This window comes from Halorubrum sp. F4 (assembly GCF_027257195.1).
Classification (GTDB): domain Archaea; phylum Halobacteriota; class Halobacteria; order Halobacteriales; family Haloferacaceae; genus Halorubrum.
Genome location: NZ_JAPDFS010000003.1, coordinates 254,603 through 269,718 on the forward strand (window position 1 = coordinate 254,603; position 15,116 = coordinate 269,718).

Below are 15,116 nucleotides of genomic sequence, written 5' to 3' on the forward strand. Positions count from 1 at the left end.
CCCGCTCGACCCACCGTGACCCGCGTCCGGGCTCTCCGTCGGCGCGATCCCTCCGTACAGCCGCTCGCACGGGAACGAACCCTTTTAGTTCGGCCCGCCGGTATCGCTCGGTATGGCCATCAAGCCCAAGTACATCAAACAGCTCGCGAACGTCCTCCTGGAGCGGTATCCCCAGTCGTTCAACACCGACTTCGAGACGAACAAGGAGAGCGTCTCCGCGCTGACGACCGTCGAGTCGAAGGGCGTCCGCAACCGAATCGCCGGATACATCACCCAGAAGAAGTCGCAGGCGGCCGCTTCGGCCTGATTTTCGGACATCGACGTTCGGTCGACGACTGGACTCCCCGGCGCACGTTTATATCGCAAGCCGCGGCCACCCCGTCGGGATGGACGCACTCGTCCGGCCGGTGGTCGATCCGACCTTCGCCGGAGCGGCGCTCGCGTTCCTCCTCTGTGGCGCGGCGCTCGGGACCGCGAGCGGGCTGGTTCCCGGACTCCACGCGAACAACTTCGCGCTGTTGCTCGCCGGGCTCGCCCCATCGATCCCCGCCGACCCCCTCCTCGTCGGCGTCGCCATGCTCGGTGCGGGGGTCGTCCACTCGTTTCTCGACATCGTTCCCGCGCTCGCGCTGGGCGTGCCCGACGCCGCGACCGCGGTCGCCGCGCTGCCGGGCCATCGACTCGTCGTCGCCGGCCGCGGCCGCGAGGCGATCCGACTTTCGGCGGTCGGCTCCGGGCTTGCGGTCGCGCTGGCGGTGCCGCTCGCGCTCCCGATCACCTGGCTCATGGCGCGTGGCTATCCGACCGTCCGGGCACGTCTCCCGCTGGTACTCGCGGGCGTCGTCGTCTTCCTCGTCGTCACCGAGTCCTCGAGGCGGGCCGCCGTCGGGGGACTCGTCGCCTTCCTCGCGAGCGCCGCGCTCGGCGTGGCCATCCTCGACGTCGACCCGTCCGCACCGCTGGACGCGGGCGGCGTGCTCGCCCCGCTCTTCGCCGGACTGTTCGGCGCGCCGGTCCTCGTCGACGCGCTCGGCGGAGAGGGCGTCCCGCCGCAGTCGGACGCCCGCATCACGATGGGGAAACGCGACCTCGGCGTCAGCGCGACCGCGGGGTCGCTCGCCGGCGCGGTCGTCGGCTACGTCCCGGGTATCTCGGCGGCGATCGCCTCGGTCGCGGCGCTGCCCGCGGTCCCGCGGAGCGAGGCGGACCGCGGGTTCATCGTCGCCACGAGCGGGGCAAACACCGCCAATACGGTCTTCGCGCTGTTCGCGCTCGTTGCGCTCGGAACGCCGCGGACCGGGGTCACCGTCGCGATCGACCGCGCCGAGGTGCCGCTCGCGTTGCCGATCCTCCTCGTCGCCTGTGCCGCCGCGGCGACCTGCGGGTTCGCGCTCGTCCTCCTCGTCGGCGACGCGTACCTGCGTGTGGTCGGGAACGTCGACTACACCCGACTCTCCGTCGGCGTCCTCTGCCTGCTCTGTCTCGTTTCCTACGCGTTCGCCGGCGCGTTCGGCGTCGGCGTCTTCGCCGTCGCCGCGGTTCTCGGTCTCGTCCCGCCGCGGCTCGGCGCGCGGCGCGTCCACCTGATGGGCGTGTTGATCGGGCCGTTGATGCTGGGATGACCGGTTGAGGCGGCGGTCCAGAGCGGTCGGTTGCCGAGCTCGCGGTCACGAACGACCCCAGTGCGAGGGCAAAGAACAACGGTTAAACGTCACGCGCCGGTGAGAACTGGTATGAGCGATACCGAAAGCCGGGGCACGAAGCAGTGTGTCTCCTGTGGCATCCAGGTGTCCGGGATGAACGCCGCGCGGTTCGCCTGCCCGGACTGTGGCGCGACGATCCACCGGTGTGCGAAGTGCCGGAAGCAGAGCAACCTCTACGAGTGCCATGACTGCGGCTTCCGGGGGCCCTGAGATGGGGGACGTCGCCGCCAAGATCAAGGTCATGCCGAACAGCCCCGAGGTCGACCTCGACGAGCTTCAGGACGAGCTCGAGGCGGCCCTCCCGCAGGGCGCGCGCATCCGCGGCTTCGAGCGCGACGACGTCGCCTTCGGGCTCGTCGCGCTGCTCCCGACCGTGATCGTCCCCGACGACGCGGGCGGTACCGAGGCCGTCGAGGAGGCGTTCGCCGAGGTCGAGGACGTCGAGTCCGTCGCCGTCGAGAACGTCGGCCGCCTGTAGTTCGGGTTCCCCGCCGATCCCGTTTTTGCCGTCCGTTCACGACGTGCCGTGACCCGCCGGTCCCGTCCGCGGAATCCCCCCGGCGATGGCCGCCGCACCGGCGCTTTTGTACCCCGTTCGCGAACGTGGCGTATGGACCTGAAACGGAAGCTCGCGGAGGGGGACCGTCCGGTCGGCGGCTGGTGTGCGTTGCCCTCGCCGGGCGTCGCGGAGGCGCTGGCGGCGGCCGACTTCGACTTCGTGACCGTCGACACCGAACACTCGGCGGCCACGGCGGGGGACGTCGAGGACATGCTCCGGGCGATCGAGTCGGCCCCCGGCGACACGGAGGCGCTGGTGCGCGTCGCCGATGCGGAACCGGCCCGGATCAAGCGCGTGCTCGACGCGGGCCCGTCGGCGATCATGGTCCCGCAGATCAACTCGTCGGGGGCGGCCCGCGAACTCGTCGAGCTGTGTCGGTATCCGCCGCAGATCGGGGACGGCAGTGATGACGGCGGAGTCTCCCCTGAAGACCGTGTCGACGCCGACGGATACCGCGGGCGACGCGGCGTCGCCGGCAGCCGGGCGTCCGACTTCGGCCGTCAGTTGGACGAGTACCTTCGGGACGGGGCCGACGACATCGCGGTGATCGCCCAGATCGAGACGCCGCGGGCGGTCGAGTCGGCCGGCGAGATCGCGGCGGTGCCCGGGATCGACGCGCTGTTCGTCGGCCCCGCCGACCTCTCGGCGTCGCTCGGGCGGTTCGGCGAGTACGACGACCCCGCGTTCACGGACGCGATCGAGGCGACGATCGCCGCCGCGAACGAGGAGGGGGTGCCGGTGGGGACGCTGGCGACGAGCGACGAACTGATCGACCGGTGGGTCGACGCGGGCTACGACTACCTGATCGCGGGCACAGACATCGGCTTCCTGTCGGCTGGATCCGACCGGGCGATAGAGCGATTCGAAGGGCGGTTGTAGAGTCCGGTCAGACCGTTTTCGAATCGGGTCGTTTTCAGGTCGCGTGCCGAGGCGGATCGGTCTCGATGTCGCTCCCGAGTTCGGCGTCGACTTCGAGTCGCCGGGCGTACCGATACCGCCCCGCACCGCGACCACGACGCACCTCACGCCTCCCCAGCCTCGGCGGACGGACCGGCGCGGGGCCCGCACCGCGACCGCGCCGGCCCGCCACCTCCCTCGCGGTCCGGTCGCGGACCGACGGTCCGCTCCCGGGCGCGCCCGTTTTTTATTCGAGATCCGGTGCCCGCTCGCCCGCGGGAACCACCGTCTCCAGCCAGTTCTCCTCGGGCGGAAGCGGACACGCGAACGTCTCGCTGTACGCACAGAAGGGGTTGTACGCGAGGTTGAAATCGACCGTGACGACGTCGCCGTCCTCGAGTTCGTCGTCCGGCTCCAGCTCCATGTATCGACCCTGGTGGTACGTCTGTTGGCCCGTGGTCTTGTCGCGGAACGGGACGAAGATCGCCCCGTCGTCGCCCTCCTGGCGGTATCCCGCGAGCGTGTGCGTCTCGCCGCGAAGCTCGAACTCGAAGGTCACGATCCGCAGGTATCGGACCGGGTTGCTCGCGGTCGTCTCCATCTCCACGGGCTCAGGGTCGTCGTGGACGGTCACGGTCGCCTCGACGCGGTAGTCGGGGTCGGGCGGGAAGTACTCGAGCCCGTCGAACTCCTCGCGGTGTTCCGGCGGGATCGGCGACTGCGGGTGCTCGGCGAAGAACTCGTCCTTCTCCCGACGGTTGGCGGCGAGCCGGTCGGTGTATGCCTGGTCGCTCATGACCGTATCGAGACGCGCCAACGGTTTCAGATCCCCGGTCGCGTTCCTCCGGCGGCCGTCGCGGAACTCCCCCGTGTCACAGCTCCCGGAGGTCCGCCAGACACGCGTCCAGGTCGCGCGTGGAGGTCGCGAGCGAGAAGCCGTCGACGCGCGCGAGGTCGCCGGCGTGCTCCCAGAGGTCGTCGGCGTCGATCCCGTGGAGGACGACCGCGTTCGGGGTCGGGCTGACGACGCGCATCGCGACCAGCGGCGACTCCCCGCGGGTGACACGCGTGAACACGAGCGCGCGGTTGGTCGACTGGCCGTACAGCCGGTAGAACTCCTCGCTCGACAGGCGGGTGATCGCCTGGATGGAGTCGATCACGGTGTGACCGTTGACGTGGTCGCGGTCGCCGCGGACGACCTCGGTCGCGCCCATCGCCTCGTAGAAGTCCGAAAGCGGCACCGCGGTCGCGTACTCCCGGAGGTCGTGGACGATGTCGCTCTCGAACCCCGCCGAGAGCACGCGGGCGTACTGGCGCAGCCGGCCGCCACCCCGACGCTCGTCGATGTCGAGCAGTCCCTCGACGGTCCGCCGGACCACGCCGATCCCGGGGCTCTCCCGGCGACCGCTCTCGTAGTCGGAGACCACGGAGGAGGAGACGCCGAGCTGGTCGGCCAGCTCCGTCTGTGAGACGTCGAAATCGGTCCGCCACTTCCGGAGGGTCGCTCCCGGGTCGTCGCTCAGCGTTATCTCGCCGGCGATCCGGCGGGAGAGCTCCTCGCGTGCGGCCTCGCTCATTCGTCCGATCCCACGCGTGAGACCCGCAAAAGGCTACCGTTCGTCGTTCCCGACGACGAGGTTTCCACTATCGACCGCCCGCGCTCCGCTACTCCACATATAGCGAGTAGACGATAACCGCGAAGCCGGCGGCCGTCAGCAGGCTGTTTATCGCGATCCCGACGGCCAGCTCAACCCCGATGATCTGATGTGAGACGCCGCCGACGAGCGCCCCGACGGTGACCACGCCGAAGCCGATCCCGAGCGCCCGCAGTGACGGGTCGCCGGTGCGTCCGTACGCCCGTAGCGCGTAGTAAGTGATCATGCCACCCAACACCAGGATGGCGGTCTTTGCCACGATTATCGCCAGATCGATGTGCGTTGTCATGTTTCCTCCCGAAGCTCGGACCACAGGTCGGCCAGCCGCTCGTCTCGCGTCGGCTCGGGACGCTCGAACTCGACGGCCAGTTCTCGGCCGCTCTCCTCGTCGATCGACACGACGACCTCCTCGAACGCGACGGAGTAGCGCGTCGTGTGCTGGCCGTCACGTCGAATGTCGGTCGACTCGTTCAACAGGGACGCGTCGGTGAGCTTCTCCAGTTTTCGGTACGTCGTCGAGAGCGGGACCTCGCACTCCTCGGAGAGTTCACTCGCCGTCTTCGGCTCCGAGAGTGCGGTGACGATCCGTCGCGCCGCCTCGTCGGCCAGCGCGTCGAGCACCTCGGCGACGTCGGGTGGGTCTTCCTCGCGCGACGGATCCCGCACCATACCGGCGCTTTCGTGCGCCGACTCTTAAAGTATGAAACTCGGGCATACTTTTAAGACCCTCCCTCTGGAGAACCCAGGTGAATGCCCTCTCGGAGAACCGACGCGATCGACTTGACGCTCTCCCGCGAGGAGGCGTGGGTCGCACACACGGCGTTGCTCGACGCCTGTGAGCGCGTCGTCGACGACGGCGGGGACGCCTCCCCGTACCGCCGCCCGATCGCCCGCATCGAACGCGGAGACGAGCTCGATGCGGCCGGAACGGCGCTGCTGCGGGACGCGCTCGTCGACTATCTCGGCGACGCGCCCGTCCGCGACCGGGCCCCCGGTCGCGCGTTGCTTCGCCGGACCGACGACGCCGTCGATTCGGCTCCCCGACGCGCCTGAAGTCTCCGTTTCCTCCGTCCAATCCGTTCTCCCCCGTCGGCGACGCCCTTCCACTCGTCCCGTCACGAGCCCGCTTCCATCGCCTCGATCAAGAGCTCCGCCACGTCGACGATCTCGACGTCCTCCTCGAACCCTCCCGTCTTCCGGCCGTCCTCGAACATGGTCGTACACATCGGGCAGGCGACGACGAACTTCTCTATCTCGTCGCCCGCGTCGGTGTCCTCGACCGCCTCCCGGAGCCGCTCCTCGCTCGGTTTCACCTCCTCGTCGTGTTCGGTCCAGAGCCCGCCGCCGCCGCCGCCACAACAGAACGAGTCCGACCGTGAGCGAGGCATCTCGTACAGCTCCGCGCCGGTCGCACGGATCAGCTCTCGGGGAGCCTCGTACTCGTCGTTGTACCGGCCGAGGTGACAGGGGTCGTGGTAGGTGACGGTGTAGTCGAGTTCGTCGCCCGACAGGTCGAGCCGTCCCTCGGCGACCAGCTCCTCGACCACCTGCGTCCAGTGGAGGACGTCTATTTCCCCCTCCGGATTCCACGGCTCCTCGCGGTCGAACGGCATCATCGGGTCGTCCGCGAACTCCGCGAAGTCGACCTCGGGATACTCGTTTTTCATCGTGTTATAGGAGTGCGGGTCCGTACAGACGATCCGGTCGAACTCGCAGTCCGCGAACGTCTCGACGTGATGGCCGGCGAGCTCGAGGTAGAGGAACTCCTCGCCGATCCGACGGACGTCGTTGCCGTCGTTCTTCTCGTCGTCGAACAGGATGCCGAACTCGACGCCCGCCTCCTCGAACAGTCGTGCGAGCGCCCGCGCGACCTTCTTGTTCCGGTCGTCGAAGCTCGGGTAGTCGCCCACGTACCAGAGGTACTCCACCTCCGTCTCGCGGGCGTCGTCGACCGTGAACTCGAGGTCGTCGGTCCAGTCGCCCCGGTTCGACTGTGACTCGCCGAAGGTGTTCCCCTTCCCCATCACGTCCTGAAAGACGTCCTGGAGGTTCGAGTCGACCGCGCCCTCGTCGACCAGCTGGCGGTTCATGCGCGTGAACGAGGTGAGGTGCTCGATGTCGACGGGACAGGCGTCCATACAGGCCATACAGGACATACACGACTCCATCGACTCGCTCGCTATCACGCCGCCCTCGTCGGCGACGATGGGGACCGTGCCGCCGTCAGAGGCGGCGGAACTCGCCACGCCGCCGTCGGTCGCGACCCCCGAGTCGTCGCGTCTCCCCGCGACCGGGTCGTCGACCACGGACTCGCGGTACGCCTTGAGATCGAGGATCACGTCGCGGGGGTCGAGGTTTCGCCCGACGGTGTCGGCCGGACAGGCGTCGGTACACCGGCCGCACTTGGTACAGGCGTCGCCGTCCATCAATTCCTTCCAGGTGAAGTCCTCGAGGGACTCGGCGTTGGTGTGATCGAGGTCGGCGGGGACGTTCGGGAGACGTGCGCCGGCCGTCTCGTCGCGGACGACGACGTTCGCGAACGAGGAGATCATGTGGAACGGCTTCGCGTACGGGATCCAGGCGATGAACGCGAACGCCAGAAGCGAGTGGCTCCACCAGACGACGCCGTAGATCGCCTCCGCGCCGGCGGTCGTCAGCCCCGCCGCCTCGAACCCGGCAGCCATCGCCATGCCGACGAAGCTCACCGTCTCGTTCGCGCGCGCCGGCTGGCCGACGATCCCGATCGCCTGGAGGACGAACCCGCCGACGCCGAGCAGAAACAGCGTCCAGACGAACGCGTCGTCCTCGAGCGAGGTGTGTTTCCCCCACAGCCGCCCCTCCCGCTCCCGGTAGCGCCGGTACATCGCCATCCCGACGCCGACGACGAACAGCAGGCCGAACGCGTCGACGGCGAACTGGTAGACCAGATAGAAGTCGCCAACCCAGAAGGACTCGCCGGCGAGCGGGCGGTAGACGTCGATGTCGAACCCGAGGATCGTCGTGGCGACGAGTAAGACGAGAAAGCCCCAGAGCACGAAGGTGTGCATCACGCCCGCGTACGCGTCCCCGTCGAACTGGTTCTCGTTCGAGAGGACGGTCCGCGTCGCCGAGACGACGCGGCCGGGGAGGTTCGAGAGCCGATCCCGCGGATCCGCACGCCCTCGTGCGTACGCCACGAACCGGGCGTAGACGCCGTAGAGGAACGCGAGGATCGCCACCGCGGCGAGCCAGTAGAACGCGGCCTTCCCGACTGGATCGATCGTCCAGAACGTCTCGCGGGTGGCCGTCTGCAGCGCAGTCATGATCTATCACGGGCATACGGTCGGGTTAAAACTTGCCACGCGGGAGCCGGAAGGGACCACCGCCAGGCATCGGATCGTCGTCACCGCGGATCAGATCGCCGCCGTCGCCGCGGACGCGAGCAGCCCGACTCCGAGCGCGAGCGCGGGGTAGTCCGCGGGTCCGAACGCCAGCCGCGGGAGCGTCGGGTTCCACGCGAGACATCGCGCGGCGAGTGCGGTACCCAGCCGGTCGGCCCGGTCGAACGCCCGGTTCGTCCCGGCGACCGCGATCAGCCGCATCCGCTCGTGGACGGGGAGCCGACCGCCGCCGCGGGCGCGGATCGCCTCGCGGGCGGCAAGCAGGTCACGCCGGAGCAGCGGCAGAAAGCGGAACACGAGCCCGACGCCGACCCCGAGAAACGCGCCCGCCCTCCCCGGTACCGTGCGCTGGATCGCCGCCCGCGAGTCGCGGACGGGCGTCGACCGCACGTAGGCCGCGGCGACGACGAGCAGGAGCAGGACCCGATAGCTCGCGAGCGCCGCCGCGCCGGCCCGGTCGACGCGGAACCACGGTTCCCCGAGCGTCGCGCCTGCGACGAGGGGAGCGAGAAGGAGCACCGGGAGCGCGAACCGGTACGCCCACAGGTCATCGAGATCGCCGGCGGCGGCCCACAGACAGCCCGCGGCGAGAAGCGTGAGCGCCGCCAGTCCCCGCGGAGTCGTGTGGGCGTAGGCGGCCGTGGCGAACCCGACCTGGACGAGCAGCTTCGATCGAGGGTCGAGGCGATGCGCGAGCGAGTCGCCCGGGACGTATCCGAGCGTCACGCGTCGGGATCCCCGGGACCGTCGCTATCCCCGTCGTCGTCGTCGCGATCGTCGCCGAACCGCTCTCCCCCCCTCGGCACCCGCACGCCGAGTCCGGACAGTGCCGGGATCGCTTCCTCGGGGGGATCGTCGACGAGGATCCGTCCGTCGGCGAGTCCGACGACGCGGTCGGCGAGCCCGATAACGTCGCGGAGGTCGTGGGTGACGACGACGACGCCGGTTCCCTCCGCGTGGCGCTCGCGGAGATGACCGAGGACCGACTCGCGGGCCGGCTCGTCGAGCCCGGTGAACGGCTCGTCACACACGAGGTGGTCGGGCTCCATCGCGAGCGCCCCCGCGATCGCGACGCGCTCGCGTTCGCCGCCCGACAGCGTCGCGATCCGGTCGTCCTCGCGGCCGACCATGTTCACCGCGTCGAGCGCCTCGGCGACCCGCCGGTCGATCTCCCCGTGAGAGAGTCCGAGGTTCTCCGGACCGAACGCGACGTCGCCGCCGACCGTGGCCGAAACCAGCTGATCGCGCGGGTCCTGAAACACCATCCCGATCGCGGCGCGGGCGGCGACGAGGTCCTCCCCGACGGCCGTCCCGTTCACCGAGACGGTTCCCGAGTCCGGCCGCACGAGCCCGTTGAACGTGCGGACGAGCGTCGTCTTCCCGGAGCCGTTCGCGCCGGCGACGACGAGGAACTCGCCGTCCGGGACGGTGAGGGTGACGTCGTCGACGGCGACGATCGCGGCGTCCCCTCGCTCCCCGACCGCTCCGTTGCCGGCGTCTCCGGGACCCTCGTACCGGCACGTGACGTCCTCGAGGACGATCACGACTCAGGCGGCCGCGATCGCGTCGGATCGGACGATACCGACCGCGGCGGCGAGCTTCAGCGCCTCCGCGGGGAGGAACGCGAGCGCGCCGACGGTGGCCGCCTCGACGGGGCCGAGCGAGAGGACGAGCATCAGGCCGGCCACCCCGAGCCCGTAGACGACGACGGTTCCGAGAGTCATCGCGGCGACGAGGGTCACGAGCCCGGCGGCGGCGGGATCGCGGAGGGCGGTACCGCGGTGGACGACCGCGCCGACGACGCCCGCGGCCAGCGGGTACGACCAGAGGTAGCCGGCGGATTGCCCGACGAGGACGCCGACGCCGGCGGAGCCGCCCTCGAACACCGGCGCGCCGAGCGCGCCCGCGACCAGGTAGAGAACGAGCGCGGCCGGCCCCCACACGGGACCGAGGTAGATCCCGGCGAGGAAGACGCCGAGCACCTGGAGCGTCACGGAGACGGGCGAGACCGGGTTCGGGAACGTGACGTACGCGAACGCGCCCACGAGCGCGGCGAACAGCGCGGCGCGTGTGAGATTGACCGCCGCCTCGTCGCCGACGAGGTCGACCGACTCGGTTCGAGTGGACATGCTCGCCGGTCTCTCGTAAACCAATTTTAGTATATCGGTTTACGTCGTCGGAGCGCCGGGACGACGGTTCGGGGACGATCCCGGCGGATCGGGTAGTCGCCGACACCCTTTTTCGCGCTCGCCGCCTCCTCCCATGAGCATGGACGAGAAGACCGAGGAGCTCCGGGACCTCTTCGTCGACGCCACCGGCTCCGAGACGGTGACCGAGCGACAGTCGGAGTCGCCCGGAAGCCTCGTCGACCGCGACGACGACGCGGTCGAGGAGCGCGTCGCGGAACTCGTCACGGCGATGCGCGAGCGATACGATCTCGACTCGGGGCTCGAGGATACCGGCCTCGGCGACGAGGCGTACGAACGCGTCGTCTACGGGTTCTTTGCGGGCGAGGACGACGGGTCGATCGCCGCCGACCTCGGCGAAGAACTCGACGACGACCCCGACGGCGCCGACTCCGGGATCGACGTGCGGACGGTCCGCGACGCGCGCCTCGACCTCCACCTCGTCGCCGAGGCGGACCGGGACGCTCCCTTCGAGTACGCGGCGTTGAAGCGTCTGCTCGCGGCCGATCGGTCGGTCGAGGCGGCCGCGGCGAAGCTCGACGTCGATCCGGAGGTCGTTCGCGAGTTCGTTCCGGTCGCCCGCGCGGACCTGGCGTCCACGCGCGTGAACGACCGCTTCCGCGACGAGTTCCGCGACCTCCTCACCGACGCGGACATCGAGGAGTCGCTCGCGACCGACGCACGGGAGGACGGGCTCCGTGAGGCGACCGAGGACATCGAGACCGACGTGTCGCTTTGACGTCCTCTCCGCGCTGAAGCGCGAGGCGTTCCCCGTGAATCTCCGTAAGACGTCGTTCATCGAGGTCGTAGGGCCTCCGGTTTCGACGCCGACGATCCGACCGACTCCTTATATACGAACCCGCGGCGATCCTCCTCGTGATCCCCTTCAGCGACCTCGCGGCCGCGGCGTACTGTCCCCGTCAACTATACTACCGCCGACGCGGGGACGATCGGGACCTTCCGGCGGAGGCGACCGAGCGGATCGACCTGGCCTACCGATACCCGGAGTTGATCGACGCGCCGGATGCGGTCCTCCGACGGCTCCCGCTCCGCCGTGAGCCGGCCGCCTACCGCCGGAATCTCTCTCGACTCCGTGAGCGCGACCTGTACGACCGGCTCGTCGACCCGACCGAGACGCGGGCGTTCCTCTCGGGACGGGAGTGTCACGGGGTCGTCCACAAGCTGCTCGCGGGCGTCGACGACGAACCGCCGATCCCGGTGGTCTGTTCGTCCGGCGAACCGCCGGAGTCGGGCGTCTGGGAGCCCCAGTCGGTTCGTGCGGTCGCGGCTGCCAAGGCGCTCGCGTGGGACCGGGAGCGTACCGTTCCGCGGGCGATCCTCGAGTATCCCGCGGTCGGCGTCGTCCGGGAGGTCCGGATCACGACCCGCCGGAAGGCGGCCTATCGACGGACGGTCCGGGCGGTCCGTGCGATCGACGGCCCGCCGGCCCGCGTCGACGACGGCCGGTGTACGACCTGCGAGTACCGGGAGGAGTGTGGAACCCGCCGTCGCTCGTTGCGCTCGCTTCTGGGGTGAACGGGGCGAGGTGGGACGAGACGGTGTGAGGTGGTACGAGGTAGTATGGGACGATATGAGGTGGGACGAGGCGGATGGTGTGGGGTGATGCGGGACGTGTGGTGAAAGAACGTCGCTCTCGACCCGGATCTGCCGACGATCGGTCGGCGAGTTCGGACACGAACCGTCCGTTTTATTATCCTGAGGCTCATCCGCACGGGTACGAATGACACGAGACACTCGTGGTCGTTCGGAGGATAGAGCAAGTCGCCTCACGGCGGCTGGCCGTGAAATTCGCCGACAGTAACGCCCACGCACACGCCGACGCTCACGCCGACGCCCGGGGCTTCGTCCCCGACGGCGGCACCGACCGAACGACACCGACGCGGACCACGGAGAGCCTTTTGAACCCGAACCCATTCACCGATCTCGAGGAGGTACAGCTACTGGACACGACGCTGCGCGACGGCGAGCAGATGCCCGGCGTCTCGCTCACGCCCGCGGACAAGGTCGACGTCGCCCGCGAGCTCGACGCCGCGGGCGTTCACGTGATAGAGGCGGGCTCGGCCTGTACCTCGGAGGGCGAACGCGAGGGGATCCGCCGCGTCGCCCGCGAGGGCCTCGACGCCACGGTCACCAGCTTCGCGCGCGGCGTCCGGTCCGACATCGACCGCGCGCTCGACTGCGACGTCGACGGCGTCAACCTCGTCGTGCCCGCCTCGGACAAACACGTCGAGACGAAGGTGGGGTCGAGCCGCGAGGCGGTCGTCGAGACCACCGGCGAGCTCGTCGAGTACGCGAAGGACCACGACCTCTGGGTCGAGGTGCTCGGCGAGGACGGCTCGCGGGCCGACCTCGACTACCTCGAGCGGCTCATGGGTGCCGGGCTCGACGCGGGCGCGGACCGCGTCTGCTACTGTGACACCGTCGGCGCGGCCGGCCCGGAGCGAACCGCCGAGGTCGTCTCCCGCCTCGCCGACCTCGGCCCGACGAGCCTCCACACGCACGACGACCTCGGCTTCGGGCTGACGAACGTCCACGCCGGCCTGAAGGCGGGCGCCGACACCGTCCACGGCACGGTCCTCGGCGTCGGCGAGCGCGCCGGCAACGTGGCGTTAGAGGAGGTCGCGATCTCGTTGGACCGCACCTACGACGTGGACACCGTCGACGTCGAGCGGCTCTACCGGCTCTGCCGTCGCGTCTCGGAGGTGACCGGCGTCGCGATCCCGCCGAACAAGGCGGTGTGCGGCGCGAACGCGTTCGCACACGAGTCGGGGATCCACACCGACGGCACGCTGAAGGACGGGACGATGTACGAGCCGTACCCGCCCGAGACGGTCGGCCGCGAGCGCCGGCTCGTGCTCGGCAAACACGCCGGACGCGCGGGCGTCGCGGCCGCGCTCGCCGATCACGGCGTCGACGTCGACGACGACGAGCTCGGGGAGGTCGTCTCCCGAGTGAAGGAGCTCGGCGACCGCGGCAAGCGCGTCACCGACGCGGACCTGCTCGCGATCACCGAGGACGTCCAGGGCCGCGAGCGCGACCGCCACGTCGAGCTCGTCGACCTCTCCGCGACCTCCGGCGGCAACCTGCCGACCGCCTCGGTGCGGCTCCGCGTCGGCGACGAGGAGCGCGTCGCCTCCGGCACCGGCTCCGGACCGGTCGACGCCGGTCTCGAGGCGGTCCGTGCGGCGCTCGCCGACGAGACCGGCGGCGTTGACGCCGTCTCCTTCGAGCTCGACTCCTACCACGTCGACGCGATCACCGGCGGGACCGACGCCGTCGTCACCGTGGCGGTCGACCTCTCGCGCGGCGATCGGTCGGTATCGGTGTCGGCGTCCGACGCGGACATCACGCGAGCCAGCGTCGTCGCGATGGTCGACGCGCTCGACCGGCTCTCGGAGCTCGCGGACGACGAACAGGACGCGGACCGGACGGCGACGTCGGTCGGCTCCGCGGACGACTAGATCCGACCGGCGGGGCGTCGACGAGACTTTTCGGGAGTCCGAGTCACCTTCTCAGAGGATCCGACCGTCCTCGTCGGCGCGCCGACCGGTGATCACGCTCGGCGTGCCGCCGGTCTGGATGATGTTGAACGCGGTCATCAGGTCCGACCGCGAGATGAGTCCGACCAGTTCGCCGTCCGCATCGAGGACCGGCAGCCGTCCCACGCCGTGTTCTTGCATCACCTGGAGGGCGGACATCGCGTCGGTTTCGGCCGTAACGGAGGCGATGTCCGTCTCCATCACGTCCTCGACGCGGTAGGCGTCGCGCTCGACCTCGCGGACCTCGCGGGCGTCCTCGAGGGTGACCATGCCGACGAGGTCGCCGCCGTCCATCACCGGATAGCCGGTGTGGCGTTCCTCGAACATCCGGCTCATCAGCTCGGCGACGGAGGTGGTCTCGGTCACCGTGTGGAGCCGCTCGTGGGGCGTCATCACGTCCGCGACGGTGACCCCCTCGAAGACCGCCTTCAGCGTCGTCTGTTGGGCCTCGCCGGAGGCCGCCATGTAGATGAAGAAGGCGAGCACGATGAGGAGCAGTTGGAACGTCAACAGGCCGAAGACGCCCATCAGGAACGCGAAGACCTTCCCCACCGAGGCGGCTCGCTGCGTCGCCTGCGCGTGCGGCTGGCTGCGCGCGAGAAGCGCCCGCAGGACGCGACCGCCGTCCATCGGGAACGCCGGCAACATGTTGAAGCCGGCGAGGACGACGTTCAGAACTGCCAAATAACTGAACACGAAGAGCAGGGCGTTCGAGCCCGCGGGCGCGAGCACGAACACGCCGTAACATACCGCGCCGACAGCGAGGCTGACGATCGGTCCCGCGACCGCGATCCAGAACTCGTGTTTCCAGTCCTCGGGGAACTCCGTGAAGCTCGCGAGACCGCCGAGCAGCCACAGCGTGATCGATTCGATCTCGTAGCCGTACCGCATCGCGACGAGCGAGTGACCGAACTCGTGGAGGAGGACGCCGCCGAACAGCCCGAGAACGGCCGCCAGTCCGAGCAGCCACGGGGTGAGGCCGGTACCGATCGCCGCCGTATCGATGCCGGCACCCAACGTCTCGTTCATCACGCCGGCGATGGTCTCCACTTCCGAGCCGATGAGGTACGCGAAGAGCGGTAACACGATCAGGAACGTCCAGTTGAGTCTGACCGGAATGCCGACGACCGTCCCGATCCGGAGTCCACGCATGCCCCGTCGTTGATCGGGCGGGCG

General features: G+C 69.7%; 18 protein-coding genes. 9 read left to right on the forward strand and 9 right to left on the reverse strand.

Features of this window, described 5'->3' with window-relative positions; all coding sequences use genetic code 11:
- Positions 1–112 precede the first annotated feature (112 nt).
- From OKW78_RS09705 to OKW78_RS09725, 5 genes are all read left to right on the forward strand, one after another.
- A complete protein-coding gene (locus OKW78_RS09705) occupies positions 113–307 on the forward strand; it encodes a 30S ribosomal protein S17e (RefSeq protein ID WP_149785000.1) in 195 nt (64 codons plus the stop codon).
- Between the two features lie 79 nt (positions 308–386).
- Positions 387–1,622, forward strand: a complete 1,236-nt coding sequence (locus OKW78_RS09710) for a tripartite tricarboxylate transporter permease (RefSeq protein ID WP_281194971.1) — start codon at positions 387–389, stop codon at positions 1,620–1,622.
- A 111-nt stretch (positions 1,623–1,733) separates the two neighbouring features.
- Positions 1,734–1,913, forward strand: coding sequence for an HVO_2753 family zinc finger protein (locus OKW78_RS09715; RefSeq protein ID WP_122106307.1), 180 nt, complete (start codon positions 1,734–1,736; stop codon positions 1,911–1,913).
- 1 nt (position 1,914) lies between these two features.
- On the forward strand, positions 1,915–2,181 hold the full coding sequence (locus tag OKW78_RS09720; protein WP_122106306.1) for an elongation factor 1-beta: 267 nt from the start codon (positions 1,915–1,917) through the stop codon (positions 2,179–2,181).
- Positions 2,182–2,313: 132 nt separating this feature from the next.
- A complete protein-coding gene (locus OKW78_RS09725) occupies positions 2,314–3,141 on the forward strand; it encodes an HpcH/HpaI aldolase/citrate lyase family protein (protein ID WP_281194972.1) in 828 nt (275 codons plus the stop codon).
- A gap of 265 nt (positions 3,142–3,406) precedes the next feature.
- On the opposite strand, the gene OKW78_RS09730 is transcribed toward OKW78_RS09725, so the two are convergent.
- The 4 genes from OKW78_RS09730 to OKW78_RS09745 all read right to left on the reverse strand — a co-directional run bounded on the left by OKW78_RS09730 (position 3,407) and on the right by OKW78_RS09745 (position 5,483).
- Positions 3,407–3,955, reverse strand: coding sequence for a DUF1684 domain-containing protein (locus OKW78_RS09730; RefSeq protein ID WP_281194973.1), 549 nt, complete (start codon positions 3,953–3,955; stop codon positions 3,407–3,409).
- A 76-nt stretch (positions 3,956–4,031) separates the two neighbouring features.
- Positions 4,032–4,736, reverse strand: coding sequence for a helix-turn-helix domain-containing protein (locus tag OKW78_RS09735; RefSeq protein WP_281194974.1), 705 nt, complete (start codon positions 4,734–4,736; stop codon positions 4,032–4,034).
- 88 nt (positions 4,737–4,824) lie between these two features.
- Positions 4,825–5,103 (reverse strand): hypothetical protein, encoded by a 279-nt coding sequence (locus OKW78_RS09740; RefSeq protein WP_281194975.1) that lies wholly within the window; start codon positions 5,101–5,103, stop codon positions 4,825–4,827.
- On the reverse strand, positions 5,100–5,483 hold the full coding sequence (locus tag OKW78_RS09745; protein WP_281194976.1) for a helix-turn-helix domain-containing protein: 384 nt from the start codon (positions 5,481–5,483) through the stop codon (positions 5,100–5,102). Before OKW78_RS09745 ends, OKW78_RS09740 begins: the two co-directional genes overlap by 4 nt.
- A gap of 81 nt (positions 5,484–5,564) precedes the next feature.
- On the opposite strand from OKW78_RS09745, the gene OKW78_RS09750 reads away from it, so the two are divergent.
- On the forward strand, positions 5,565–5,867 hold the full coding sequence (locus tag OKW78_RS09750; RefSeq protein WP_281194977.1) for a hypothetical protein: 303 nt from the start codon (positions 5,565–5,567) through the stop codon (positions 5,865–5,867).
- Positions 5,868–5,929: 62 nt separating this feature from the next.
- Here OKW78_RS09750 and OKW78_RS09755 read toward each other — a convergent pair whose 3' ends face one another.
- From OKW78_RS09755 to OKW78_RS09770, 4 genes are all read right to left on the reverse strand, one after another.
- Positions 5,930–8,116 carry a (Fe-S)-binding protein gene (locus tag OKW78_RS09755; RefSeq protein ID WP_281194978.1) on the reverse strand — a complete coding sequence of 729 codons (2,187 nt, stop codon included), beginning with the start codon at positions 8,114–8,116 and terminating at the stop codon, positions 5,930–5,932.
- A gap of 90 nt (positions 8,117–8,206) precedes the next feature.
- Positions 8,207–8,920 (reverse strand): energy-coupling factor transporter transmembrane protein EcfT, encoded by a 714-nt coding sequence (locus OKW78_RS09760; protein ID WP_281194979.1) that lies wholly within the window; start codon positions 8,918–8,920, stop codon positions 8,207–8,209.
- A complete protein-coding gene (locus tag OKW78_RS09765) occupies positions 8,917–9,738 on the reverse strand; it encodes an ABC transporter ATP-binding protein (protein WP_281194980.1) in 822 nt (273 codons plus the stop codon). The genes OKW78_RS09760 and OKW78_RS09765 overlap by 4 nt, the downstream gene beginning before the upstream one ends.
- Before the next feature lie 3 nt (positions 9,739–9,741).
- Positions 9,742–10,323 carry a biotin transporter BioY gene (locus OKW78_RS09770; protein WP_281194981.1) on the reverse strand — a complete coding sequence of 194 codons (582 nt, stop codon included), beginning with the start codon at positions 10,321–10,323 and terminating at the stop codon, positions 9,742–9,744.
- Between the two features lie 139 nt (positions 10,324–10,462).
- Here OKW78_RS09770 and OKW78_RS09775 point away from each other — a divergent pair, with 139 nt between their 5' ends.
- The 3 genes from OKW78_RS09775 (at position 10,463) to OKW78_RS09785 (ending at position 13,862) form a co-directional block, all read left to right on the forward strand.
- Entirely contained in the window at positions 10,463–11,119 is a 657-nt protein-coding gene (locus OKW78_RS09775; protein WP_281194982.1) for a hypothetical protein, read from the forward strand.
- A gap of 137 nt (positions 11,120–11,256) precedes the next feature.
- Positions 11,257–11,916, forward strand: coding sequence for a hypothetical protein (locus OKW78_RS09780; RefSeq protein ID WP_281194983.1), 660 nt, complete (start codon positions 11,257–11,259; stop codon positions 11,914–11,916).
- Positions 11,917–12,299: 383 nt separating this feature from the next.
- Entirely contained in the window at positions 12,300–13,862 is a 1,563-nt protein-coding gene (locus OKW78_RS09785; protein WP_281195207.1) for a 2-isopropylmalate synthase, read from the forward strand.
- 51 nt (positions 13,863–13,913) lie between these two features.
- Here the strand turns inward: OKW78_RS09785 and OKW78_RS09790 are convergent, their stop codons facing one another.
- Positions 13,914–15,092: a CBS domain-containing protein gene (locus OKW78_RS09790; RefSeq protein ID WP_281194984.1), complete on the reverse strand. Its 1,179-nt coding sequence runs from the start codon at positions 15,090–15,092 to the stop codon at positions 13,914–13,916.
- Positions 15,093–15,116 lie beyond the last annotated feature (24 nt).

What these genes read in the sequence shown, in the direction of transcription:
- OKW78_RS09730 (WP_281194973.1), bottom strand. Translation starts at nt 3,955, where the DNA reads ATGAGCGACCAGGCATACACCGACCGGCTCGCCGCCAACCGTCGGGAG.
- OKW78_RS09775 (WP_281194982.1), top strand. Translation starts at nt 10,463, where the DNA reads ATGGACGAGAAGACCGAGGAGCTCCGGGACCTCTTCGTCGACGCCACC.
- OKW78_RS09755 (WP_281194978.1), bottom strand. Translation starts at nt 8,116, where the DNA reads ATGACTGCGCTGCAGACGGCCACCCGCGAGACGTTCTGGACGATCGAT.
- OKW78_RS09710 (WP_281194971.1), top strand. Translation starts at nt 387, where the DNA reads ATGGACGCACTCGTCCGGCCGGTGGTCGATCCGACCTTCGCCGGAGCG.
- OKW78_RS09790 (WP_281194984.1), bottom strand. Translation starts at nt 15,092, where the DNA reads ATGCGTGGACTCCGGATCGGGACGGTCGTCGGCATTCCGGTCAGACTC.
- OKW78_RS09770 (WP_281194981.1), bottom strand. Translation starts at nt 10,323, where the DNA reads ATGTCCACTCGAACCGAGTCGGTCGACCTCGTCGGCGACGAGGCGGCG.
- OKW78_RS09705 (WP_149785000.1), top strand. Translation starts at nt 113, where the DNA reads ATGGCCATCAAGCCCAAGTACATCAAACAGCTCGCGAACGTCCTCCTG.
- OKW78_RS09715 (WP_122106307.1), top strand. Translation starts at nt 1,734, where the DNA reads ATGAGCGATACCGAAAGCCGGGGCACGAAGCAGTGTGTCTCCTGTGGC.
- OKW78_RS09740 (WP_281194975.1), bottom strand. Translation starts at nt 5,103, where the DNA reads ATGACAACGCACATCGATCTGGCGATAATCGTGGCAAAGACCGCCATC.
- OKW78_RS09720 (WP_122106306.1), top strand. Translation starts at nt 1,915, where the DNA reads ATGGGGGACGTCGCCGCCAAGATCAAGGTCATGCCGAACAGCCCCGAG.
- OKW78_RS09745 (WP_281194976.1), bottom strand. Translation starts at nt 5,483, where the DNA reads ATGGTGCGGGATCCGTCGCGCGAGGAAGACCCACCCGACGTCGCCGAG.
- OKW78_RS09750 (WP_281194977.1), top strand. Translation starts at nt 5,565, where the DNA reads ATGCCCTCTCGGAGAACCGACGCGATCGACTTGACGCTCTCCCGCGAG.
- OKW78_RS09725 (WP_281194972.1), top strand. Translation starts at nt 2,314, where the DNA reads ATGGACCTGAAACGGAAGCTCGCGGAGGGGGACCGTCCGGTCGGCGGC.
- OKW78_RS09735 (WP_281194974.1), bottom strand. Translation starts at nt 4,736, where the DNA reads ATGAGCGAGGCCGCACGCGAGGAGCTCTCCCGCCGGATCGCCGGCGAG.